This is a genomic window from Tsukamurella ocularis, from assembly GCF_024807615.1.
GTDB lineage: Bacteria > Actinomycetota > Actinomycetes > Mycobacteriales > Mycobacteriaceae > Tsukamurella > Tsukamurella ocularis.
Window position 1 is genome coordinate 529,471 of sequence record NZ_JANUCJ010000001.1, and the last position, 23,201, is coordinate 552,671.

At 71.6% G+C, this 23,201-nt stretch carries 18 protein-coding genes; 9 read left to right on the top strand and 9 right to left on the bottom strand.

Going from position 1 to position 23,201, the window contains the following annotated elements; all coding sequences use genetic code 11:
• Position 1: 1 nt before the first annotated feature.
• A complete protein-coding gene (locus HNP44_RS02675; protein ID WP_259141585.1) occupies positions 2-1,564 on the top strand; it encodes an AMP-binding protein in 1,563 nt (520 codons plus the stop codon).
• On the opposite strand, the gene HNP44_RS02680 is transcribed toward HNP44_RS02675, so the two are convergent.
• Positions 1,550-3,067: an ATP-dependent DNA ligase gene (locus HNP44_RS02680; RefSeq protein ID WP_259141584.1), complete on the bottom strand. Its 1,518-nt coding sequence runs from the start codon at positions 3,065-3,067 to the stop codon at positions 1,550-1,552. The two genes, HNP44_RS02675 and HNP44_RS02680, sit on opposite strands and share 15 nt — an antisense overlap.
• A gap of 108 nt (positions 3,068-3,175) precedes the next feature.
• On the opposite strand from HNP44_RS02680, the gene HNP44_RS02685 reads away from it, so the two are divergent.
• Both HNP44_RS02685 and HNP44_RS02690 read left to right on the top strand, forming a co-directional pair.
• A complete protein-coding gene (locus tag HNP44_RS02685; RefSeq protein WP_259141583.1) occupies positions 3,176-4,192 on the top strand; it encodes an ATP-binding cassette domain-containing protein in 1,017 nt (338 codons plus the stop codon).
• Positions 4,189-5,010, top strand: coding sequence for an ABC transporter permease (locus HNP44_RS02690; RefSeq protein WP_259141582.1), 822 nt, complete (start codon positions 4,189-4,191; stop codon positions 5,008-5,010). The genes HNP44_RS02685 and HNP44_RS02690 overlap by 4 nt, the downstream gene beginning before the upstream one ends.
• A gap of 40 nt (positions 5,011-5,050) precedes the next feature.
• Here HNP44_RS02690 and HNP44_RS02695 read toward each other — a convergent pair whose 3' ends face one another.
• Both HNP44_RS02695 and HNP44_RS02700 read right to left on the bottom strand, forming a co-directional pair.
• Complete coding sequence (locus tag HNP44_RS02695; RefSeq protein ID WP_259141581.1) at positions 5,051-8,278, bottom strand: BTAD domain-containing putative transcriptional regulator; 3,228 nt, start codon at positions 8,276-8,278, stop codon at positions 5,051-5,053.
• Positions 8,279-8,330: 52 nt separating this feature from the next.
• The gene (locus tag HNP44_RS02700) at positions 8,331-9,911 is read right to left on the bottom strand and encodes a succinic semialdehyde dehydrogenase (protein ID WP_259141580.1); all 1,581 of its coding nucleotides are present in this window, start codon (positions 9,909-9,911) and stop codon (positions 8,331-8,333) included.
• A gap of 45 nt (positions 9,912-9,956) precedes the next feature.
• Here HNP44_RS02700 and HNP44_RS02705 point away from each other — a divergent pair, with 45 nt between their 5' ends.
• Entirely contained in the window at positions 9,957-10,976 is a 1,020-nt protein-coding gene (locus tag HNP44_RS02705; protein WP_259141579.1) for an LLM class F420-dependent oxidoreductase, read from the top strand.
• Positions 10,977-10,979: 3 nt separating this feature from the next.
• Here HNP44_RS02705 and HNP44_RS02710 read toward each other — a convergent pair whose 3' ends face one another.
• Genes HNP44_RS02710 through HNP44_RS02720 form a run of 3 tightly spaced genes read right to left on the bottom strand, consistent with a single transcriptional unit; the run spans position 10,980 to position 13,281 of the window.
• Complete coding sequence (locus HNP44_RS02710; protein WP_259141578.1) at positions 10,980-11,666, bottom strand: hypothetical protein; 687 nt, start codon at positions 11,664-11,666, stop codon at positions 10,980-10,982.
• Positions 11,667-11,675: 9 nt separating this feature from the next.
• Positions 11,676-12,173 (bottom strand): pyridoxamine 5'-phosphate oxidase family protein, encoded by a 498-nt coding sequence (locus tag HNP44_RS02715; RefSeq protein WP_259141577.1) that lies wholly within the window; start codon positions 12,171-12,173, stop codon positions 11,676-11,678.
• 4 nt (positions 12,174-12,177) lie between these two features.
• Positions 12,178-13,281: an NAD(P)H-dependent flavin oxidoreductase gene (locus tag HNP44_RS02720; RefSeq protein WP_259141576.1), complete on the bottom strand. Its 1,104-nt coding sequence runs from the start codon at positions 13,279-13,281 to the stop codon at positions 12,178-12,180.
• A gap of 119 nt (positions 13,282-13,400) precedes the next feature.
• Here HNP44_RS02720 and HNP44_RS02725 point away from each other — a divergent pair, with 119 nt between their 5' ends.
• Entirely contained in the window at positions 13,401-14,195 is a 795-nt protein-coding gene (locus HNP44_RS02725; protein WP_259141575.1) for a crotonase/enoyl-CoA hydratase family protein, read from the top strand.
• Between the two features lie 74 nt (positions 14,196-14,269).
• On the opposite strand, the gene HNP44_RS02730 is transcribed toward HNP44_RS02725, so the two are convergent.
• Positions 14,270-15,823 (bottom strand): AMP-binding protein, encoded by a 1,554-nt coding sequence (locus tag HNP44_RS02730; protein WP_259141574.1) that lies wholly within the window; start codon positions 15,821-15,823, stop codon positions 14,270-14,272.
• Between the two features lie 164 nt (positions 15,824-15,987).
• Between HNP44_RS02730 and HNP44_RS02735 the strand changes: the two genes are divergently transcribed.
• Genes HNP44_RS02735 through HNP44_RS02745 form a run of 3 tightly spaced genes read left to right on the top strand, consistent with a single transcriptional unit; the run spans position 15,988 to position 19,165 of the window.
• Positions 15,988-16,917 carry a Zn-ribbon domain-containing OB-fold protein gene (locus HNP44_RS02735; RefSeq protein ID WP_259141707.1) on the top strand — a complete coding sequence of 310 codons (930 nt, stop codon included), beginning with the start codon at positions 15,988-15,990 and terminating at the stop codon, positions 16,915-16,917.
• Positions 16,914-17,993 carry a thiolase domain-containing protein gene (locus HNP44_RS02740; RefSeq protein WP_259141573.1) on the top strand — a complete coding sequence of 360 codons (1,080 nt, stop codon included), beginning with the start codon at positions 16,914-16,916 and terminating at the stop codon, positions 17,991-17,993. Before HNP44_RS02735 ends, HNP44_RS02740 begins: the two co-directional genes overlap by 4 nt.
• On the top strand, positions 17,993-19,165 hold the full coding sequence (locus tag HNP44_RS02745; protein WP_259141572.1) for a thiolase domain-containing protein: 1,173 nt from the start codon (positions 17,993-17,995) through the stop codon (positions 19,163-19,165). The genes HNP44_RS02740 and HNP44_RS02745 overlap by 1 nt, the downstream gene beginning before the upstream one ends.
• A gap of 10 nt (positions 19,166-19,175) precedes the next feature.
• Here HNP44_RS02745 and HNP44_RS02750 read toward each other — a convergent pair whose 3' ends face one another.
• Both HNP44_RS02750 and HNP44_RS02755 read right to left on the bottom strand, forming a co-directional pair.
• Positions 19,176-20,312 carry an MFS transporter gene (locus tag HNP44_RS02750; RefSeq protein WP_259141571.1) on the bottom strand — a complete coding sequence of 379 codons (1,137 nt, stop codon included), beginning with the start codon at positions 20,310-20,312 and terminating at the stop codon, positions 19,176-19,178.
• A 255-nt stretch (positions 20,313-20,567) separates the two neighbouring features.
• Entirely contained in the window at positions 20,568-21,791 is a 1,224-nt protein-coding gene (locus tag HNP44_RS02755; RefSeq protein WP_224645357.1) for a cytochrome P450, read from the bottom strand.
• A gap of 246 nt (positions 21,792-22,037) precedes the next feature.
• On the opposite strand from HNP44_RS02755, the gene HNP44_RS02760 reads away from it, so the two are divergent.
• Complete coding sequence (locus tag HNP44_RS02760; RefSeq protein ID WP_259141570.1) at positions 22,038-23,198, top strand: steroid 3-ketoacyl-CoA thiolase; 1,161 nt, start codon at positions 22,038-22,040, stop codon at positions 23,196-23,198.
• The last annotated feature ends 3 nt before the right edge of the window (positions 23,199-23,201 follow it).

Below are 23,201 nucleotides of genomic sequence, written 5' to 3' on the forward strand. Positions count from 1 at the left end.
GATGAGCGACGCTCGCTCGCAGTCGCTTCCGACGGTCGCCGACCTGCTCCGCGCCCGCGCCGACGATCCCGGCGCGGGCCTGCAGGCCGGCGACCGCACGTGGAGCTGGGCGGAGCACGTCGCGGCGTCCTCAGTCTGCGCCGCCGTCCTGCGGGATCTTCTGCCCGACGGAGCCCCACCGCACGTCGGCGTGCTCGCCGATAACGTCCCCGAGTTCTCGCTTCTGCTGGGCGCGGCGGCTCTGTCGGGCGCGGTCGTCGTGGGGCTCAATCCGACCCGTCGCGGCGCCGCCCTCGCCCGAGACGTCGCACTCGCCGACTGCGGCGTCGTCCTCACGCAGGGCCGGCACGCGGCGATCCTCGACGGCCTCGACCTCGACGTCCCGGTCATCGATCTCGACGGTCCGCGCTGGGCCGCGCTCCTCGACACGCACGCGGACGCCCCGTTGCCGAGAGCCGACGTGACCGCGGACAGCCTGCTCGCCCTCGTCTTCACCTCCGGCACCAGCGGCGAGCCGAAGGCCGTGCAGGCCACGCACGGCAAGTTCACCGGCGCGGGCATCATGCTGGCGCAGCGGTTCGGATTGAGCGGTGCCGACACCGCCTACGTCGCGATGCCGTTCTTCCACTCCAACGCGCTCCTCGCCGGATGGGCGGTGGCCGTGGCCGCCGGCGCGACCGTCGCCCTGGCCGAGCGCTTCTCGGCGTCGGGCTTCCTCGCCGACGTGCGCCGGTACGGCGCCACGTACGCGAACTACGTCGGTACGCCGCTCGCCTACATCCTCGCCACCGAGGAGCGTCCCGACGACGCCGACAATCCGCTGCGCGTCCTGTACGGCAACGAGGGCCGCGCCGAGGATATCGCCGCTTTCGCCCGACGCTTCGGCTGCCGTGTCCAGGACGGCTACGGCTCGTCGGAGAACGGCGTCGCGATCGCCCGCACCCCGGACACCCCGCCCGCCGCTCTCGGCCCGCTGCCCGACGGGGTCGCCGTGTGGAAGCCGGGCACCTCGATCGAGTGCCCGCGTGCCGAGACCGCCCCGGACGGAACGCTCCGCAACGCCGACGACGCGATCGGCGAACTCGTGAACACCGCGGGCACCGGCGGGTTCTCGGGCTACTACAACGATCCGGCCGCCGACGCCGCCCGCTCGGACGGCGGCGTCTACCGCACAGGCGATCTCGCGTACGTCGACGAGGCGGGCTACGTCCACTTCGCCGGCCGCACCGGCGACTGGATACGGGTGGGCGGCGAGAACCTGGGCGTCGCGCCGATCGAGCGCGCTCTCCTGCGCCACCCCGCGGTCGCGGAGGCCGCGGTCTACGGGCTGCCGGATCACGTCGGCGATCAGGTGGCGGCGGCGCTCGTCCTCGCACCTGGCGCGGAACTCAATCCAGCGGACTTCGCAGCGTTCCTCCGCGCGCAGCCGGACCTCGGACCGCGGCAGTACCCGCGCCGCTGGCGGATCGTCCATGAGCTGCCGCGCACACCGTCGTTCAAGGTGCTCCGCCGCGCCCTGGTCGCCGACGGGATCGACGCCACCGCACCGCTACCCGGGCAGTAGTGCCCGCACCGCGTCGATCGTGTCCGCCTCGGCGGCGGTCTTGTCCGGGCGATAGCGCAGTACCCGGGCGAAGCGCAGAGCGACGCCGCCGGGGTAGCGGCGCGAGACCTGCACCCCGTCCAGCTCGATCTCGACGACGATCTCGGGACGGAGGTAGACGGTGTGCTCGTCGCGAGTGCGCTCGTGCAGCGGGAACTCCTCGGTCTGCCAGCGCAGCAGCGCGTCGGTGAGCCCCTTGAAGGTCTTGCCCACCATGACCGGATCTCCGCCGTCCGGGTCGCGGGCGCCGAGGTGCAGGTTCGACAGCATCCCCGTGCGGCGACCATAGCCCCACTCGGCGCCCAGCACCACCAGGTCCAGCGTGTGCGTCTGCTTGACCTTCTGCCACGCGCGACCCCGGCGGCCCGCCGCATAGGGCGCGGCGAGCGCCTTGATCATCACGCCCTCGTGCCCGGCCGCGAGAGCGGCCTCGTAGTGGGCCGCGGCCTCGTCCGGGGCGGGGCGGGCCAGCGCGGGGATGCGCAGCTCTCCGGCCACCGTCTGGAGCGCGTCGAGCCGGACAGACAGCGGCTCGTCGAGCAGGTCGCGGCCGTCGAGGTGCAGGCAGTCGAAGAAGTACGGGCGCAGCACCGTCCCCCCGGACTCGGTCGACCCGAACCGGCTCATCGTCTCCTGAAAGGGCCGCGGCCGCCCCGCATCCGTGAGGGCGAGCGACTCCCCGTCGAGGACGACCGACCGGCACGGCAGTTCCCGTGCCAGCGCAACGATCTCGGGCACCGCGTCGGTGATGTCACGGAGCGTGCGCGTGTACACCCGCACCTCGTCGCCGAGCCGATGCACCTGGATCCGGGCTCCGTCGAGCTTGAACTCGACGCTCACGTCGGTGCCCAGGTCGGCCAGCGCGGCGTCCACGCCCTCCGCCGGTGAGGCGAGCATCGGCGAGACGCCGCGCAGCACCTCGAGGCCGAACCCCGCGAGCTCGTCGACGCCGCCGCGCAGGGCCGCAGCAGCGGTGTCCGGCAGCGAGCCCGAGAGCATCGCCGCGCGCCGCACCGTCTCCAGCGGGACGTCGGCGGCGCGGGCGACCGCGTCGGTCACGACGCCCGCGAGCGCGCCCTGCCGCAGCTCGCCCGTGATGAGCCCGACGAGGAACCGCTGTTCCGCCGCCGTCGCCCGGCCGAACAGGCCGGTGAGGACGGCGTCCCGTCGGGCGACGGAGCCGGCACCCGAGGTGCCGGCCAGCTCGTCGAGCGCATCGGTCACCTCCTCGACCGTCAGCGCCGGTTCCTCGGCGGGGGCCAGCGCGTCGACGGTCCGCGCGACGGTGCGCCACCCGGCGCCGAGGTGGCCCTGCAGCAGTTCGCCCGACAGCCAGGCGACGATGGGCCGTACATCTGCCGGCCCGGCGGCGCCGATCACAGCGGCCAGCGCGGCGATCTTCGCGGTGCGCGAACGCGTGCCCGCGACCTCGGTGGACACGGCGACGACCTCGGCGAACAACACCCCGTCATTGTGGCGCACACCCCTGACAGGTGCGGCGCGACCGGCGACGACAGCCCGTGCCAGCGCCACGACAGCCCCACGACAGCGGGGCGATGCATCGTGGTGGCCATGACGATCACACAGATGAGGACCGGCCAAAACCCGTCTTCCCCCACCGACCTCGCGATCGACGCCCGCGGCCTGGTCAAGCACTTCGGTGCGACTCGAGCGGTCAACGGCGTCGACCTGCAGGTGCCCACCGGCACCGTCTACGGCGTCCTCGGCCCCAACGGCGCGGGGAAGACGACCACCATCAGCATGCTCGCCACGCTGCTCAAACCCGATGCGGGCAGCGCCCGGATCTTCGGGCACGACGTCGTCGCCGAGTCCACTACGGTGCGCTCGCTCATCGGCGTCACCGGGCAGTACGCCTCCGTCGACGAGGACCTCACGGCACGGCAGAACCTGGTCCTTTTCGGCCGGCTGCTCGGCAAGAGCCGCACCGAGTCCCGTTCGCGTGCAGAGGAATTACTCGGCGCCTTCGGCCTGGAGGACGCGGCGAGCCGCCCGCTCAAAGAGTTCTCCGGCGGCATGCGGCGGCGGCTCGACCTGGCCGCCAGCCTCATCGACACCCCGCCGCTGCTGTTCCTCGATGAGCCGACCACCGGCCTCGACCCGCGCACGCGCTCGCAGATGTGGGACACCATCCGCGAGCTCGTCGCCCAGGGCTCGACGGTGCTGCTCACCACGCAGTACCTCGACGAGGCCGACCAGCTGGCCGACCGCATCGCGGTGATCGACCACGGCCTCGTCATCGCAGACGGCACCGCCGACGAGCTCAAGGCCTCGGTCGGTTCGTCGACGCTGCAGCTCACCCCGGCCGATCGCGCCGACGCACCGGTCGTCGCGCGCACCGTCGAGAAGATCCTCACCGAATCGGCCGCGTTCAGCCCCGAGGCGGCCCGCGTAACCGCGCCGCTGCACCGCCCCGACCTGGTTCCCGATCTGCTCATCGCGCTGCGCGAGCAAGGTGTCGCCATCGAGGAGATCACGGTCTCCAAGCCCAGCCTCGACGAGGTCTTCCTCACCCTCACCGGCCGTCCCGACGACACGGCCGCCACCGATTCCGCCCAGGAGGCATCATGACCACCACCCTCACCCGCGCCCCCGGCCGCACGCCGGACCGCGCGGTCCCCAACCACATCGGCCTCGCCGAGACCGTCCGGCAGTCCTTCACGATGGGATGGCGCGGCGTGCTCAAGATCCGGCACAACCCGGAGCAGCTCTTCGACGTTGTGCTGCAGCCGATCATCTTCACGCTGATGTTCACCTACATCTTCGGCGGCGCGATCAGCGGCGACGTGCACAGTTACCTGCCGGTCATCATCCCCGGCATCCTGGTGCAGACCGTGATCGTCGCGTCGATCGTCACGGGCACGCAGCTCCGCGAGGACATGAACAAGGGCGTCTTCGACCGGTTCCGGTCGCTGCCGATCGCCCGGATCAGCCCCCTCGCCGGCGCGCTGCTCGCGGACGTCGTGCGCTACCTCATCGCCACGGTCATCACCTTCGTCGTGGGCATCGCGATGGGGTGGCGCCCCGATCCGGTGGGCGTCATCGCCTCCACCGCGCTGATCCTGTTCTGCAGCTTCGCCGTGTCGTGGATCTTCGCGCTCATGGGCTGCCTCATGCAGAAGGCCACCGCCGTGCAGGGCGTCTCGATGATGATCATGTTCCCGCTCACCTTCCTGTCCAACGCCTTCGTCCCGGTCGAGACCATGCCGGGCTGGCTGCAGGCCTTCGTGAACGTGAACCCGATCAGCCACCTGGTCTCCGCGATCCGCGAGCTGTGCAACACCGGCCACGCGGGTATCCACGTCGTGTGGAGCCTCGTCGGCGCGCTGGTGATCATCGCGATCTTCGCGCCGCTCGCCGTGCGGGCATACATCCGCAACGCCCGCTGACGGGACCGCCCGCAGCAGCCGCCGGCACCCGCCCGCCGCGCTACGCCCTCCGGCGGAGCGCGGCGGTAGTGTCGCGCAGGAGCCGGACCGCCCGCGACCGGGACAGTCCCGCGATGCGTTCGCCCTGAGCGCGCCACGCCGCCTCCGGGGCGCCCTGCGGCAGGTCGGCGAGCCGCTGCATCGTCTCGTGCATGACCGGATAGTCCTGGCGCGCACCGAGCCTGCGTGCGAGCCCCGCCATGATCGCGGCCTCCTCGGACGCCGGATCCGTCGCCACCAGGTGGGCACCGACGGCCAGGGCCATCGTCGCCGCCTGGGGCAGGTCCCAGTAGCCGGTGATCCCGAACATGGCCTCGTCGCCGGCGATCAGCGCCGAGACGAGCTCTCCTCCGGTCTCCGGCGCCCCGCTCGCCACGACCCCGAGCAGCGCGATGGCGACCAGCATCTCGCCGCCGGGATCCCTGCTGCCGTTAGGGATCCGGCGCACCAGCAGCTCGCCCGCCCGCCGGTACAGGGCCGCGTCGGGGGCGCCCCGCAGCCGTGCCAGCTCGGCCGCCCCGATCATCATGGCGGCCACGACCTCGGGCCCGCCGTCGGGATCGGGGTCCGTGGGCAGCCACGCCCCCTGGAGGGTGCGTTGCAGCGCCTCCGCCTCGTCGATCCGGCCGAGCGAGCACAGGCTCGCGACTAGGTACGCCATCGCCTGCTTCGCGTCCTCGTCGGCGCCGATCGAGGCCAGCTTCTCCGTGGCCGTCCGGTAGCGTCGCTCCGCCTCGTCCCAGCGGGTCTGCTGGCCGAAGATGCTCGCCGTGCTCATGGCGAGCATCGCCTCCGTCCAGGCGTCGCCCGGTTCACCGATCGCGCCGATCGCGGCGGAGTCCTCCAGGGCGCCCGCCAGATCACCACAGTTCTCCCGCAGGTTCATCCGCGCCGCCAGCGCGTGCAGGCGGACGTCGTCCGCGGGCGAGCTCACCCCGGCGAGCACGAGACGGAGGAGTCCGTACACCGAACGCTGGAGGAAGAAGGCGCTGAAGTAGTCGGCCGGCTCGAGCAGCGTCCGCTCGGGCCGGTGCAGCCTGCGGATCATGGTGCGACCGCGCGCGACGTGGCGCGACGTCGGATCCGCCCCGGGCGCGGCGCACGCCGCGAGCACCGTGCCCTGCCACAGCTCGCGATCCTCGTCGGCGAGCCCCGCGGCCAACGCCTCGCGCGGGTCGGGCAGGGCGTGGACGATCCGAATGCCGATCTCCTGCACCTGCGCGTGCAGGCTCCGCATCGACCACAGGCCCGCGAGCAGCGGGAAGACCCGGATCACCGTCCACGCCGCGTCGCGGTCGCCGGCGACGAGCGCCTCCACGGCCCCGCGGAGCACGAACGCCAGGTTCTCGAGGTCCTCCGCGAGGCGCCCGATCACCGCATGACCACCGACGGAACGGTATTCGCGCCACATCGCGGAAGCGAGATCGGCGGCCCAGGACGCCATCGCCAGATCCACGAAACGGCTCTCGGGCGTCCCGCCGGCGGACGGCGGCGCCTCCGTGAGCCGCTCCTCGCCGAACTCGCGGACCGTCTCGAGCATCCGGTAACGGGTGCGGCCCGCGCTCTCGGCGACGTGCACGAGGGACTGGTTCGCCAGCGAGATCAGCGCGTCATCGAGCGCGACCGGATCCAACCCCGTGGTCGCGGCCGCAGCCCCGGTGTCGAAACCCGCGGGGAACCTGCACAGCCGGCGCAGGGCGAGCTGCGCGTCGGGTTCCAGGAGGTCCCAGCTCCACTCGATCACCGCGTGCAGCGTGCGATGGCGGTCGGGTGCGGACCGGTCGGCGGAGCGCAGCAGCGCGAACCGCTGTTCCAACCGGTCGGTGATCTCCTCCACGCTCAGGGTGCGCACCCGCGCCGCGGCGAGCTCGATCGCCAGCGGGAGGCCGTCCAGTCGGCGGCACAGCTCGGCGACGGCGTCCTCCGGCAGCGCCACGTCGGGACGCACGGCGCGGGCGCGCTGCGCGAACAGCTCGACCGCGGCGGACCCCGCACCGTCGGTCGCCAGGACGGGCAGCGGGTGCACCCGCTCCGCCCGGATCTGCAGGGGCGAGCGGCTCGTCGCGAGCACCGTGACGCCGGGCGCCCCCGCCACGAGGTCGGCCACCACGTCGGCGCAGGCGTCCACGACCTGCTCGCAGTTGTCCAGGACGACGAGGCAACGACGACGACCCAGCACTTCCAGCACGCGCGCACCCAGATCTCGGATCACCCTGCGCGGCATGCCGTCCGCGCCGAGGTCCGATTCCGCCAGGCCGAGGCCACGGGAGATCGCGGGCAGCACGCCTGCCGCGGAGCGGACCGCGGCGAGGGGCACGTAGTAGACCGGCGTGCCGGCGTCCGCGACGGCGGCACCGACCGCCTCTGCGATGCGGGTCTTCCCCACCCCGCCCGGCCCGAGCACGGTCACCACCCGCGCCTCGCCGACCAGACGCACCAGTTCGGCGACCTCCGCAGCGCGCCCGATGAGCGGCGTCACCTCGGCCGGAAGTCCCACGGCCGCGGCGCGTGCGGGCTTCGACGACGTCGGCGTCGTACCCGCTAGCAGCTCGCGGTGCAGGCGCGTCGCCTCGTCGCCGGGCTCGGTCCCCAGCTCGGTGATCGACGTCCGCCGCAGCTCCGCGTACGCGGCGAGGGCCTCGGCGGTCCGGCCGGATCCGGCGAGCGACCGCATGAGCATCACCCGGGCGGGTTCGTCGAGCGGATCGGCGGCGATGCGTCCCTCGGCGATCGCGCGCGCCGCGTCGAAGTCGCCGGCGGCCAGCGCGGCGGCGGCCCGCCGCGCCTCGAGCCGGTCGAAGGCGCCGGCCGCGCGCCGCGCGAGCTCGTCCGCGGGCCCACCGTCGTCGAGGTCGTCGGCCGGCGTTCCGCGCCACAGGCGCAGGGCCCGCGCCTCGTCGCCCCGATCGCGGAGAGCGGCCTCGGCCCGGGCGAGGTCGGAGTCCGCGTCGAGGCGGTAGCCGCCGGCCACGGCCTCGAGGACGGCGGGCCGGATGAGCGCTCGGACGCGCGAGATCTGGGTATGCAGCGCGGCGTTCGGCGACTTGGGCGGGGTGTCGCCCCACACCTCGTCAACGAGGCGGTCGGCGCTCACCGGTCGACCGTCGGCGAGCACCAGCGCGACGAGGAGTCGCCGCGCCCGCACCCCGGGCACGGGTCGGCCGCCGGCGACGACCGGTCCGAGGACGCCGATCATCGCCGCGTCGTCGGGGGCGCTGCCGTCGTGCACCCGGCCAGCGTAGTCGCGGACGGTCCGCCGGTCCGCGGTCGCGGTGGCCCGATCAGCGGATGCGCAGCTTGCGCATCCAGCGCAGGACCTGCTTGGTCTGCTGGGCGTACTGCTCGTAGCTCTGCCCCGGGCGCGGGTTGTACACCTGCTGCTTCAGGGTCGCCAGGTTGGTGGTGTCGGTGTACTTGAGCAGGCCCGCGTCGCCGTGGCGCACGCCCACGCCCGACGCCTTCCATCCGCCCGACGGGGTGCCCTTGCTCGCGAAGGAGGCCGCGAAGCCGTCGTTGACGTTGACGTTGCCCGCCTCGAGCTGCGCGCCGATCCGCGCCGCGCGGCGCAGGTCCTTGCCCCACACGCTGGCGTTGAGGCCGTAGCGCGTGTCGTTGGCGAGGCGGATCGCCTCCTCGTCGCTGGAGTAGCGGAACAGGGCGACCACGGGGCCGAAGGTCTCGGCGGAGGCGAGATGCATGTCCGGGGTGACGCCGGTGAGGATCGTCGGCGCGTAGAACGCCGGTCCCACGTCGGTGCGCTCCCGCCCGCCGCACAGCACGGTGGCCCCCTTGGCGCGCGCGTCCTCGACGTGGGCGGCGACCCGGCGCAGCTGGTCGGGCGAGGCGAGCGAGCCCATGTCGGGCTCGTAGTCGTAGGTCGCGCCCAGCTTGAGGGCGCCCGCGGCGGCGACGAACCGGCGGGAGAACTCGTCGTAGATGTTCTCGTGCACGTACATCCGCTCGATGTGCATGCACGCCTGGCCGGCGTTGGCGAAGACGGCGAAGATCGCCGACGGGATGGCCTCGTCGAGGTCAACGTCGTCGAGCACGATCATCGGGTTCTTGCCGCCGAGCTCGAGGCTGCAGCCGATGAGGTTGCGCCCGGCCCGTTCTCCGACGGTGACGCCGGTCACGCTGGAACCCGTGAACATGACGAAGTCCGACTCGTCGATGAGGGCAGGGCCCACGTCCGGCCCCTGCCCGCAGACCACCTGGAACAGGCCCTCCGGCGCGCCGGCGCGGCGCAGCAGCTCGACGCCGTAGAGGGCGGCGAGCGCGGTCTTGTTGTCGGGCTTGAGGACCACGCCGTTGCCAGCGATGAGCGCGGGGATCGCGTCGGAGAGCGCCATCGCGAAGGGGAAGTTCCACGGCGCGATGACGCCGATGACGCCCTTGGGGCGATGCAGCTCGACGGAGTTGCTCACCACCGGAACGGGGCCGCCGCGACGGCGTGAGCGGAGCAGTCTGGGTGCGGACTTGAGGTAGTGGCTGATCACCATCGGGACGTCGCACGACTCCTCGAAGGCCATCCGCCGGTTCTTGCCGGTGCCGCTCTGGATGAGGTCGACGAGCAGCTCGTTGTTTTCGAGGATCAGCTCGTGCAGGCGTCGGAAGACGGCGAGCCGCTCCTCGAGGGAACGCTGCGCCCACTGCCGCTGGGCCTCCCGCGCGGTGGCGAAGGCGGCGACCACGTCGCCCGGGGTGGACTGCGGGAGCGTGCCGATGGACGCGCCCGTGAACACCTCGGTCATGGTGAACGGTTCGCGGCTGCCGTCGGCGACCACCAGCGCGGTGAGGCGCTCGATGAGCTCGTCGGTGACGCGCGCGGGCAGGGTGCTGTCGATCTGCGTGGGCGAAGCCATACCGAACTGTAACCCAAACCCTAGAACTTGTTCTAGATTTGGGGAATGGTGAACGATCTCAATCTCGGCATCAACCTCGGCTACTGGACCCGTGGGCCGGAGGACCACACCGCGGCGGTGATCGCCGCCGACGAGCTCGGCTACGACTACGTCTTCACCGCCGAGGCCTACGGCTCCGACGCCTTCTCGACGCTCGCCTGGTACGGGGCCCGAACGAAGCGGATCAAGCTCGGCACCGCCGTCGCGCAGATCCCCGCGCGCACGCCCACCGCGACCGCCATGCACGCCCTGACGATCGACGGCCTGTCCGGCGGCCGCATGGTGCTCGGCCTCGGCGCCTCGGGGCCGCAGGTCGCCGAAGGGTGGTACGGGAACCCGTTCCCCAAGCCGCTCGCCCGCACCCGCGAGTACGTCGACATCGTGCGCCAGGTGATCGCCCGGGAGGAGCCCGTCACCAGCGCGGGCCCGCACTACCCGCTGCCGCTGCCCGGCGGCACGGGGCTGGGCAAGCCGCTCAAGTCCATCGCGCTGCCCGTGCGGCCGCGGATCCCGATCTTCCTCGGCGCGGAGGGGCCGAAGAACGTCGCGCTGTCGACCGAGGTCGCCGACGGCTGGCTGCCGCTGTTCGTCGATCCGCAGCAGGTCGAGCCGGTCTTCGGCGAGTCCCTCGCGGGCCGATCCGCGGACTTCGAGATCGCCGCGACCGTCTCGGTGATCGTCTCCGACGACCTCGACGCCGCCCTGACGCAGGCGAAGATCCCGCTCGCCTTCTACATCGGCGGCATGGGCCACAAGTCGACGAACTTCCACCTCGACCTCATCGGGCGGCTCGGCTTCGCCGACGCCGCGGTCGCGGTGCAGGAGAAGTTCCTCGCGGGCGACCGCGCTGGCGCCGTCGCCGCCGTGCCCGACGAGCTCGCCGACTCCATCGCCCTGCTCGGGCCGATCGACCGGATCGCCGAGCGCCTGGCGCTGTGGCGGGACTCCCCGGTCACGACGGTGCTGTTCAGCGGCGTCCGCGACGAGCCCACGCTGCGCGCCCTGGCGGAGGCGGCGCGAGGCTGAGCGTCACCGTCGGCCGAAGGTGAAGGCGAGGTCCCACGGGTCCGCGTCCCACCGGCTGATCGCCTCGATCATCACGGTCGGGGCGGTCGCCACGGTCTCCGGGCCCGACGGTGCGCTGATCGTCGCGGTCCGGTCCCACTCGTCGACGAAGGGCGCCCACAGCTCGGAATCCCGGGGCGCCGGCGCGGTCTCGACGACGGTGACGAAGACCCCCGGCTCGGCCCCGGCGGGCAGCACCGCGAAGAGGCAGAAGGGCTCCCGCTGCGCGTCCCGCGCGCCGCGCTCGACCACCAGGTACTCGTCGGTCGCGGCGCAGTGCTCGACGGCCCGGGTGAGCACCTCGCGGAAGTCCTCGAAGGTCGAGCGCGAGGGCCGCTTCTCCGGCGCGAGGGCGATGGACTGCGCCTCCATCGTGAGGCTCCCGTCGTCCGCCCGGAGCGGGACGCGGGGCCGCACGAGGAGCGCACCGTCGGACTCGGACAGCCGCGCCGCCTCGCGGTAGCGGCCCTCCTTCCGGGACACCCGGCCGATCCTGCCCGTCGCCTGGACCTCGCGGAGCCAGGCGTCGTCGGGCACGGACCAGAGGTGGGAGGCACCGTCGTCCGACCAGGTCCGCACGAGTCCCCCGACGCAGGGGCTGATCTCGACGAACCCCGCGGAATCGGCCGGCTGCGCGTGCGTTCCGGGCATCGTCGGCGCCTACACGAACGCCGCAGTGCTCCCGCTGACGGGCATCGCGGGCATGCCGAGCTTGCGGTGGTCCCAGCTCCGGACACGGTCGCCGCGCAGCCGCACCGCGACGCGCTTGTTCATCATCGCGTCGATCGCGGGCCGAAGGTCCTCGGAGTAGGGGCCGAAGTACCGCTCGTAGACCTGCTCGCAGACGGCGCGCACCGTCGCCTCGTCCTCGACGATCTCGGCGACGCCCTCGATGGTGACGCCGCGGAGCTGGTCGTAGGAGTCCCCCGCCTCGATCGACGCGCTCATGATCGGGTTGCGCCGCAGGTTCACGACCTTCTGCGACTTCACCTTGGTCTCGATCCACAGGTCACCGTCGATCACGGCGTACCACATGGCCACGAGGTGCGGGGCCCCGCTCGCACCGATCGTGGCGATGGTGGCGGTGCGGCTGCGCTCGAGGAAGTCCTCGACCTCGGCCTCGGTCATCTGGATGGTGCCGCGCTGATTCGTTCCCATGGGGTCAGCGTGCCAGGTTCACTCGGTCGACGGCATCCTCGAACTCCGCCACCAGCTCGGCCATGATCTCGGCGACCGGGCGTACGGCGTTCATGCGGCCGACGATCTGGCCGACCGGCATCGCGACGACGGACGGGTCGCCCGACGCGTGGATCCGGCTGTGCGCCTCCCCCACCAGCAGGTTCTGCAGGGGCATGGGCAGGGCCGACGGTGCCCCCGGCTGCTCCCACGCCTCCGTCCACCGGGTCTTGAGCAGGCGGGCGGGCTTGCCCGAGAAGATCCGCGTGCGCACGGTGTCGGCGCTCGTCGCGGCGACGAGGGCGTCCTGCATGGTCTGCGACTTCGTGTGCGTCTCGAGGTACTCGGTGGTGGTGAGCCAGTACGAGCCCATCCAGACACCCTCGGCGCCGAGGGTCAGGGCCGCGGCGATCTGTCGGCCGGAGCCGATGCCGCCCGCGGCGACGACGGTCGCGTCGTCGCCCACCTCGTCGACGATCTCGGGGAGCAGCACCATGGAGCCGATCTCGCCGGTGTGGCCGCCGGCCTCGTAGCCCTGCGCGATGACGATGTCGACGCCGTTGTCGACGTGGGCGCGGGCGTGCTTGGCGCGGCCGGCCAGCGCGGCGACCTTGACGCCGTGCTCGTGCGCGGCGTCGATGACGTCCGCGGGCGGCGAGCCGAGGGCGTTGGCGATCAGCGCGATCCGGTGGCCCAGTGCGACGTCGACGTGCGAGCGGGCCACCGAGTGCAGCCAGCCGAGCACGCCCGCGCCGGCGGCACCGTCGGGCAGCTCCGGCACCCCGAGCTCACGGAGGGTCCGCTCGACGAAGGCGCGGTGCTCCGCCGGAATGAGTTCGGAGAGGTCGCCGGCACTGCCCTCGGTGGGCACCTTGTTGGGCATGACGATGTCCACGCCGTAGGGCCGGCCGTCGGTGTTGGCGTCCATCCAGTCGAGGACGGCGTCGAGCTCGGCGGGGTCGTTGAACCGGACGCAGCCGAGAACACCGAGGCCGCCGGCCCGGGAGACCGCCGCGGCCACGTGCTCCGACGGGGTGAAGGCGATGACCGGGTACTGGATACCCAGGTCCTCGCACAGGGGTGTGCGCATGAATCCTCCTGAAGACTTCTTTCCTCCAAACTAGAACCTGTTACTGTTCGAGGAAGCGGATTCCCGCAATTGCCGATCCTCGTTTCGGCGAGGTCCTCGACGACAAGGAGCCTCAGGTCATGACGGACGCCCCGCACGCCCTCGTCGAGCAGCGCGGCCACACGCTGCTCATCACCATGAACCGACCGGAGCGCAAGAACGCGCTCACCGGCGAGATGTTGCAGATCCTCAGCGACGCCTGGGACCGCATCGACTCGGACCCCGAGATCCGCAGTGCGGTGCTCACCGGCGCGGGCGGTGCCTTCTGCGCCGGCGCGGACCTGAAGAACATGGCGAAGTCGAACCCCGGCGAGGCGATGAAGGAGGGCAGCGCCTTCGATCCGGCCCGGATCCCCGGCCTGATCAAGGGTCGCCGCCCCGGGAAGCCGCTCATCGCCGCGGTCGAGGGCGCCGCCATCGCCGGCGGCACGGAGATCCTGCAGGGCACCGACATCCGCGTCGCGGGCGAGAGCGCGAAGTTCGGCGTCTCCGAGGCGAAGTGGAGCCTCTACCCGATGGGCGGCTCCGCGGTCCGGTTGCCGCGGCAGATCCCGTACACGGTGGCGGCAGACCTGTTGCTCACCGGCCGGCACATCACCGCGGCGGAGGCCAAGGAGTACGGGTTGATCGGCCACGTCGTGCCCGACGGGAGCGCCCTGGACAAGGCCTTGGAGCTGGCCGAACTGATCAACGCCAACGGCCCCCTCGCCGTGCAGGCGATGCTGCGCACCATGCGCGCCACCGAGGGCATGCACGAGGAGGAGGCCTTCAAGGTCGACGCGAAGGAGGGCCTGCCCGTCTTCCTCTCCCGCGACGCCAAGGAGGGCCCGCGCGCCTTCGCCGAGAAGCGCACCCCGGTCTTCGAGGGCCGCTGACCCTGCAATTGAACGACGTTCTGGAGAATCCGACCTGCGGGTTTGCTCTCCGGAACGTCGTTCAATTCAGGTAGTCAGGCGTACTGGGCGCGCAGGGCCTTCTTGTCGGGCTTGCCGAGCGGGCTGACGGGGATGGATTCGACGAGGTCGACGGTCTTCGGCGTGTAGACGACGCCCTTGCGGTCGCGGACCAGATCGCGCAGTTCCTCGACGTCGACCGTCGCGCCGGCGCGCGGCACCACGACGGCCTTGACGGCCTCGCCCCACTTCTCGTCGGGCACCCCGATCACCGCGACAGACGCGACGGACGGGTGCGACGAGATCACGTCCTCGACCTCGCGTGGGAAGACGTTGAAACCACCCGTAACCACCATGTCCTTCTTCCGGTCGACGATGTAGAGATAGCCCTCGTCGTCGAACCGCCCCACGTCGCCGGTGTGCAGCCAGCCGTGCTCGGTTGCTTCGACCGTCTGCTCCGGCTTGTTCAGATAGCCCTGCATCACCAGCGGTCCGCGCACGCAGATCTCCCCCGGCGCACCGGGTTCGACGGGGCTCCCGGCATCGTCGAGCAGGGCGACGTTCACCCACGGGACGGGCTTTCCGCAGCTCGCGAGCCGCTCCGGCTTCGACGGGTCGTGGTCGCCACGGCGGAGAACGGAGATGGTCATGGGGCACTCGGCCTGGCCGTAGAACTGAAAGAACACGGGCCCGATGCGCTCGATCGCCTCCGTCAGCCGGGTCGGCGAGATCGCGGACGCGCCGTAGAAGACGGTCTCCAGGCTGGACAGGTCGTAATCGCCGAACTTCGGATGGTCGAGCAGCGCGTAGATCATGGTGGGCACCAGCATCGTCGCGGTGATCCGGTACTTCTCGATCGCCGCGAGCACGGCCTCCGGCTCGAACCGCGGCAGCACGACCATCGAACCGCCGGTCATCGACGTCGGGTTCCAGAAGGCGCCGCCGGCATGGCTGAGCGGCGCGCACACCAGGAACCGGATCTCCTCCGGCCATTCCCATTCCGTGCGCTGGATGCGCAGGAGCGCCGCGCCACCGGAGTAGCTGAGCATGACGCCCTTGCTCTTGCCCGTGGTGCCGCCGGTGTACGCCAGGCTCGCGGTCGACGACGGGTCGGCGGTGTGCGCGGTGAGCGGTCCGGGCTCGAATCCGACCGCAGCGGCGGTCAGGTCGACGCCGGTCTCCGTGGGTCCCAGCGAGAGCAGCGTTTTCAGCCCCGGCACCCGTTCCCGCAGGTCCGCGGCGCGCTGCTCGTAGAGTCGCGGATCGTAGATGAGGGTCTCGATGCCCGCGTCCTCCATGACGTAGACGTGGTCGTCGAGCGAGCCCATCGGGTGCAGCGCCGCGAAGCGCACGCCCGTGATGAGGTTGGTGGACTGGGCGATCAGTACCTCGTGCCGGTTGCCAGAGAGCATCGCAACGGGGCTGCCGACGCCGAGCCCGAAGGACGCGTAGGCCTGCGCGTAGCGGCTGACCTCGTCGCGCACCTGCGCGTACGTCAGCACGGAGTCACCGTCAGGGCCCGTGACGTGGACGGCGACGCGGTTGGGGAAGGCGGCGAGGGAGCCGAGCAGAATATCGCCGGCCAGCGGCTCGCGGTGCAGATCGTCCATGGAACACCTCGTGGATCGTTTGCGGGAATACCGTCGCGCTAACGCGGTAGGAACTCCTCCCACGGTAAAGGCTGACTACCGTTTCCGGGATACCCTTGCGCCAAAAAGTTAGAACGTGTTTCACTCGGGTGGTGACCGTAGAACCGCAGACCCTCTCGGCGCCGATGTACCTGTCCTTCGACTACACCCGGTCGCTCGGACCGGTGCTGGGCGCGTTCATGACGAACCTCCGCGAGCGCCGCATCGTCGGCACCCGAGACTCGGCCGGTCGGGTGCACGTGCCCCCGCTCGAGTTCGATCCCGACACCACCGCCGCCCTCACCGAGATCGTTCCAGTCTCCGACACCGGGACGGTGACCAGCTGGAGCTGGAACGCGCACCCCGTGGATGGGCAGCCCTTCGACCGACCCTTCGCCTACGCGCTCATCAGGCTCGACGGTGCCGACACCTCCCTCCTGCACGCCGTCGACGTCGCGGGCCCCGAGGACATCTCGACCGGCATGCGAGTGCACGCCCTCTGGGCCGCCGAGACGACCGGCGCGATCGGCGACATCACGCACTTCGTCCCCGGCGAGGGCGACGGCGTCCCCGCTGTCGCCGCACCGTCGGACGACCCGATCGAGGTCCTCATCACCCCCGTCGCGCTGCGGCTCGAGCACTCCGCCTCCGTGCCGGAGACCCGGTACCTGCAGGCCCTGGCCGAGGGACGGCTGCTGGGTCAGCGGTGCGGGACGTGCGGCAACGTCTACGTCCCGCCGCGCAACGCCTGCCCGATCGACGGCATCCCCACCACGGAGGAGGTCGACCTCCCGGACACCGGCGTGGTCACCACCTTCTGCGTGGTCAACGTGCCCTTCCAGGGGCAGCGGATCAAGCCGCCGTACGTCGCCGCCTACGTGCTGATCGACGGCGCCGACATCCCGTTCCTCCACCTCGTGCTCGGCTGCGACCCGTCCGAGGTGCGGATGGGCATGCGGGTGCGGGCCGTGTGGAAGCCGCGCGAGGAGTGGACCGAGAGCCCCGGCAACATCTCGCATTTCGAACCGACCGGTGAGCCGGACGCCCCCTACTCCAGTTACGAGAAGCACCTGTGAGCACACGCACCTGCACCGATCCGGACGGCTCCGTCGCCGTCGTCGGCTACGCCGCCACCCCGTGGCTGCGCGCCGCGCAGACCACGACCAACGGCGTGGAGATGCTGATCCCGCTGTTCGCCGACGTCTTCGCCCAGACCGGCCTCACCATGTCCGACATCGGATTCTGGTGCTCCGGGTCGTCGGACTACCTGGCGGGACGGGCCTTCTCGTTCATCGCCGCGATCGACTCCATCGGCGCCGTGCCGCCGATCAACGAGTCGCACGTGGAGATGGACGCCGCGTGGGCGCTGTACGAGGCCTGGGTGAAGATCCGCACCGGCGAGATCGACACCGCCCTCGTCTACGGCTTCGGCAAGTCCTCCGCGGGTGTACTGCGCCGCACGCTGACCATGCAGCTCGACCCGTACACCGTCGCGCCGCTGTGGCCGGATTCGGTGTCGGTCGCGGCGCTGCAGGCCCGCGCGGGCATCGACTCCGGCGCGTGGACCGAGGCCGACATGGCCGCGGTCGCCGCGCGCAGCCTCACCGACGCGACGACGAACCCGGCGGCGCAGGTGTCGCGCACCGTCGACGCGGAGACGCTCCTGGGCGAGCCGCTGTGGGCGGATCCACTGCGCCGGCACGACATCGCGCCCGTCACCGACGGTGCCGCCGTCGCTATCCTCGCCTCCGCCGAGCGCGCCCGCGAGATCCGGGAGAACCCCGCGTTCATCACCGGCCTCGAGCACCGGATCGACTCGCCCGCACTGGGCTCGCGCGACCTCACCCTGTCGCCGTCGACCACCGCCGCGGCCCGCGCCGCCGGAGCGGACGGCGTGCAACTCGCCGAGCTCCATGCACCCTTCACCCACCAGGAACTGATCCTGCGCAGGGCGATCGGTCTCGACGACGACGTACGGATCAACCCGTCCGGCGGTGCGCTCGTGGGGAATCCCATGTTCTCCGCGGGTCTCGCCCGGATCGGCGAGGCCGCCCGCGCCGTGTGGAACGGCGACGCGGAACGCGTCCTGGCGCACGCCACCGGCGGACACGCCCTGCAGCAGAACCTGATCGCCGTGATGGAGGCCAAGTGATGGGCAAGCCCACCGCAGTACTCGGAACGGGCCAGACCCGCCACCGCGCCAAGCGCACCGACGTCTCGATGGCCGGCATGATCCGCGAGGCCGTCGACGCAGCGCTGCTCGATTCCGGCACCACCATGGCCGACATCGACGCCATCGTGATCGGCAAGGCGCCTGACATGTTCGAGGGCGTCATGATGCCCGAACTGTTCCTCGCCGACGCGCTGGGCGCCGTCGGCAAGCCGCTGCTGCGCGTGCACACCGCGGGCTCGGTCGGCGGCTCCACCGCCGCCGTCGCCGCCGCTCTGGTCAAGTCGGGCGTGCACAAGCGAGTACTCACCGTGGCGTGGGAGAAGCAGTCGGAGTCGAACGCCATGTGGGCGCTGTCGATCCCGGTCCCGTTCACCGTGCCCGTCGGTGCCGGTGCCGGCGGCTACTTCGCCCCGCACGTCCGCTCCTACATCCGGCGCTCCGGCGCGCCCGACCACGTCGGCGCGATGGTGGCGGTCAAGGACCGGCGCAACGGCGCCCGGAATCCGCTGGCGCACCTGCACCAGCCCGACATCACGCTCGAATCGGTGCAGGCGTCCCAGATGCTCTGGGACCCCATCCGCTTCGACGAGACCTGCCCGTCGTCCGACGGCGCCTGCGCCATCGTGCTCGGCGACGAGCAGGCCGCCGCGGCGTCGGAGGCGGCCACCGGCAACCGCGTCGGCTGGGTGCTCGCGACCGCGATGCGCACCGAGCCCCTCGCCTACGCGGGCCGCGAACACGTCAGCCCCCGCGCGGGCCAGGACGCCGCGGCCGCGCTGTGGCGCGACGCCGGCATCACCGACCCGCTGCGCGAGGTCGACGCGGCCGAGATCTACGTTCCCTTCTCCTGGTTCGAGCCCATGTGGCTGGAGAACCTGGGATTCGTCCCCGAGGGGCAGGGCTGGAAGCTCACCGAGTCCGGGGGTACCGAGATCGGCGGGGAGCTGCCGGTGAACCCGTCGGGCGGCGTGCTCTCCTCCAATCCGATCGGCGCGTCCGGCATGATCCGGTTCGCGGAGGCCGCGAAGCAGGTCATGGGGCGGGCCGGGGACTACCAGGTCGACGGTGCCCGAAAGGCACTCGGGCACGCCTACGGCGGCGGTTCGCAGTACTTCTCCATGTGGCTGGTGGGCGCGGACAAGCCTGCGTAGACACCGGATATCACCGACCCGCCCGGAGCCGCGTGCCGGCGAGGATCGCCGCGGCCGTGACGGCGGCGGCGAATCCGGCCGGTCCCGCGATCCCGCCGAATCGGTCGAGGACCGCGCCGGCGCCCAGGGGCCCCACGACCGCGCCCACGTTGAGCGCGGCGGTGGCGTAGGAGCCGGCCATCGTGGGTGCAGTCTCCGAAGCGGACCCGATCGAGAGGGCGATCAGAGTACCGCCGACGGCGAATGCGAGGAGGCCCGACAGGGGCACGATCGCCAGCAGGAGGAGCGGTTCCCGTCCGCCGGAAGCGAGCATTACCCAAGCCCCCACCAGGAGCGGCGCGCCCACAGCGAGGAGCATCCGGTGTCGGGCGTCGGCGACTCGGCCGACGATCGCGACGCCGGCGCACGCACCCGCCCCGAAGAGCATCAGCACCAGCGGGATCCACACCGCCGACAGCACCTCCTCCACAGGGACCGCGAGGTAGGGCAGGACGCCGAAGGTTCCCGCATTCACCAGCGCGGTGAGGACGAGCACAGCCGCCGTCCGACCGTCCCACAGCGCGGCGAGTTCCGTTCGGAGCGAAGGGCGCCCGCGTTCGATGGAATCGAGGGCAGCCGCCCCGAGGATCGCGAGGAACGGCGGAACGCACAGCACCGCGACCGCCCAGAACAGCGCCCGCCACCCCGCAGCAGCGCCCACGACGGCGCCGGCGGGCACGCCCGCGACCATGGCGACGGTGGTCCCCGCGAGCAACATCGACAGCGCCCGCGCCCGCCGGTCGGGGCCGACGGCCGCGGCCGCCACGGTGAACGCGACGGCGAGGAAGCCGGCATTGGCGAAGGCGGACACCACGCGGGTACCGAGCAACACCGGGAGGGACGCGGTCAGCGCGCCGACGACGTGCGCCGCCGCGAACAATGCGAGGAAGCCGAGCAGGGCCGAGCGGGGCGGCCACCGTCGGGCGAGGGCCGCGGTGACCGGGGCACCGACGACCATCCCGACGGCGAACGCGGAGACGAGGCTTCCCGCTGCGGACGGGGCGACGGCGAGGTCGGCGGCGAGATCCGGCAGGACGCCGGCGAGCATGAATTCGGAGGTACCCATCGCGAAGACGGCGAGGGCGAGGAACAGGACGAGTCGAGGCACGGAGCACTCCTGGGACGACGGGAAACGTGGATCGTCTCCGGTCGCCGCGGCCGACTCGGGCCCGCGGATCAGCGCACGACGGCGCGGTTCTGCACGGGGTCGGCGGCGGGACCGGCGACCCCTTCCTCATGCGATTCCGGTGTGCTCACCCGACCACGCTAACCGGCGCGGCCACCCCGGGGCCACCGGGTTTCCGGCCCCCGCACACGACGAAGCCCCCGGGAGATCCCCAGGGGGCTTCGTCGCGGTCGGCGCCTACTCGTAGGCGACCTTCCAGTGCTTGATGCCGTTGAGCCAGCCCGACCGCAGGCGCTGCGGGGGCTCGAGTTCGCGCAGGTTCGGCATGACGTCCGCGATGGCCTTGAACATGAGGTCCATCTCGAGGCGGGCGAGGTTCGCGCCCACGCAGTGGTGGGTGCCGGAGCCGCCGAAGCCGACGTGCGGGTTCGGGTCGCGCAGGATGTTGAAGGTGTAGGGATCCTCGAAGGCGTCCTCGTCGAAGTTGGCCGAGGCGTAGAACAGCGCGACGCGCTGGCCCTTCTTGATCGTCTGCTCGCCGAGCTGGACGTCCTCGAGCGCGGTCCGCTGGAACACCGAGACGGGCGTCGCCCAGCGCACGATCTCGTCGGGCGCGGTGCGCGGCCGCTGCTCCTTGTAGATCTCCCACTGGTCGGGATGGTCGACGAAGGCCTTCATGCCGTGGCTGATGGCGTTGCGAGTGGTCTCGTTGCCGGCCACCGCGAGCAGCAGCACGAAGAACGCGAACTCGTCACTGCCGAGCCCGTCGCCGTCGATGTCGGCCTGCACCAGCGTGGTCACGATGTCGTCCATCGGACACTTGCGGCGCTCCTCCGCCAGGTTCCACGAGTAGCCGGTGAACTCGGTCATCGCAGTGAGATAGTCGCCCTCGAACTCGGGGTCGTCGTAGGCCATCATCGAGTTGGACCAGTCGAAGAGCTTCTTGCGGTCCTCCTGCGGCACGCCGAGCAGCTCGGCGATCGCCTGCAGCGGGAGCTCGCTGGCCACCTGCTCGACGAAGTCACCGCCGCCGGCCTTACGGGCCTCGTGCACGATCTGCTCGGCCCGCTCCGCCAGCGCGTCGTGCAGGGACTGCACCGCCTTCGGCGTGAAACCGCGCGAGATGATGCGCCGCGTCTTGGTGTGCTGCGGCGGATCCATGTTGAGCAGCAGCATCCGCTGCATGTCGATCTGCTCGCGCTCGATCTCCGGACCGAACCGGACGATCGCGCCGTTCTCCCAGTTCGAGTACTGCTTCGGGTTCCGCGAGATGGCCTTGATGTCCTCCAGCTTGGACACCACCCAGAAACCACCGTCGTCGAACCCGGTGGTGCCGGGCGGGATGTCCTGCCACCAGACCGGTGCCGATCGCCGCAGCTCGGCGAACTCGGCCTCGGGCCGCCGCTCCGACCACAGGTCGGGGCTGGTGAAATCGAACCCCGCGGGGAAGTGCACGCTCACGCCGCCTCCTCAAGCGTCTCCACCCGGACTCTGGCCAGGCGTATCTGAAACATGTTCTACTCATTGAAGCACAGACGGTCCGCTCGTGAGCTAGATTGCGAAGGACGCTGGTTGCACAGCAGTTACACAGGGACGAACCAGTCGCGGCGCCACCGCATGAGGCTCGACAGAGCCGGAGATCGGCGCCACAATCGAGAACGTGCTCTACCCAATCGGGGCGAGCCGAGAATGTGAGGAACGATCGATATGGGCATCCCCGTCATCGTCGACGCCGTCCGCAGCCCCATCGGCAAGCGGGGCGGCTGGCTGAGCGGACTGCACCCCGCCGAACTCCTCGGCGGCACCGTCACCGCACTCCTCGAGCACGCCGGCGTCGATCCGGCACAGGTCGAGCAGATCATCGGCGGCAACGTCACCCAGGCCGGCGAGCAGGCCGGCAACATCACGCGCACGGCGTGGCTCAACGCCGGCCTGCCCGAGCTGACCGGCGCCACGACGATCGACGCGCAGTGCGGCTCCGCGCAGCAGGCCACCGGCCTGATCGCGGGCCTCATCGCGACCGACGCGATCGAGGTCGGCCTCTCGTGCGGCGTCGAGTCCATGAGCCGGATTCCGCTGGGCGCGAACCGGCCGGAGGGCCTCGGCACCTCGCGGCCCCCGTCGTGGACCATCGACATGCCCAACCAGTTCCTCGCCGCCGAGCGGATCGCCGAGCGCCGCGACCTCACCCGCGAGGACATCGACGCCTTCGGTCTCGCCTCCCAGCGCAAGGCCCTGCAGGCCTGGCAGGAGGGTCGCTTCGACCGCGAGGTCGTCTCGCTCAAGGCGCCCGCGATGGCCGACGGTGCGCCCACCGGCGAGACGATCGAGGTCTCCCGAGACCAGGGCCCGCGCGAGAGCACCGCGGAGGGGCTCGCCAAGCTCAAGCCCATGCTCGACGGGGGTCGGCACACTGCGGGAACCTCCTCCCAGGTGTCCGACGGTGCCGCCGCCGTCCTGCTCATGGACTCCGACCGCGCCGCCGCGCTCGGCCTCAAGCCGCGCGCCCGCATCGTTTCGCAGGCCCTCGTCGGCGGGGAACCGTACTACCACCTCGACGGCCCGATCCGCGCCACCGAGCGTGTGCTTGAGCGCTCCGGCCGCTCGCTGAGCGACATCGACCTGTTCGAGGTCAACGAGGCCTTCGCCTCCGTCGTGCTGTCCTGGCAGCAGGTCATCGGCCCCGACCCGGACAAGGTCAACGTCAACGGCGGCGCCATCGCGCTCGGACATCCGGTGGGCTCCACCGGCGCCCGCCTCATCACCACCGCGCTGCACGAGCTGGAGCGCCGCGACGCGTCGACCGCCCTCATCGCGATGTGCTGCGGCGGCGCGATGGCGACCGGCACCATCATCGAGCGGATCTGAGCC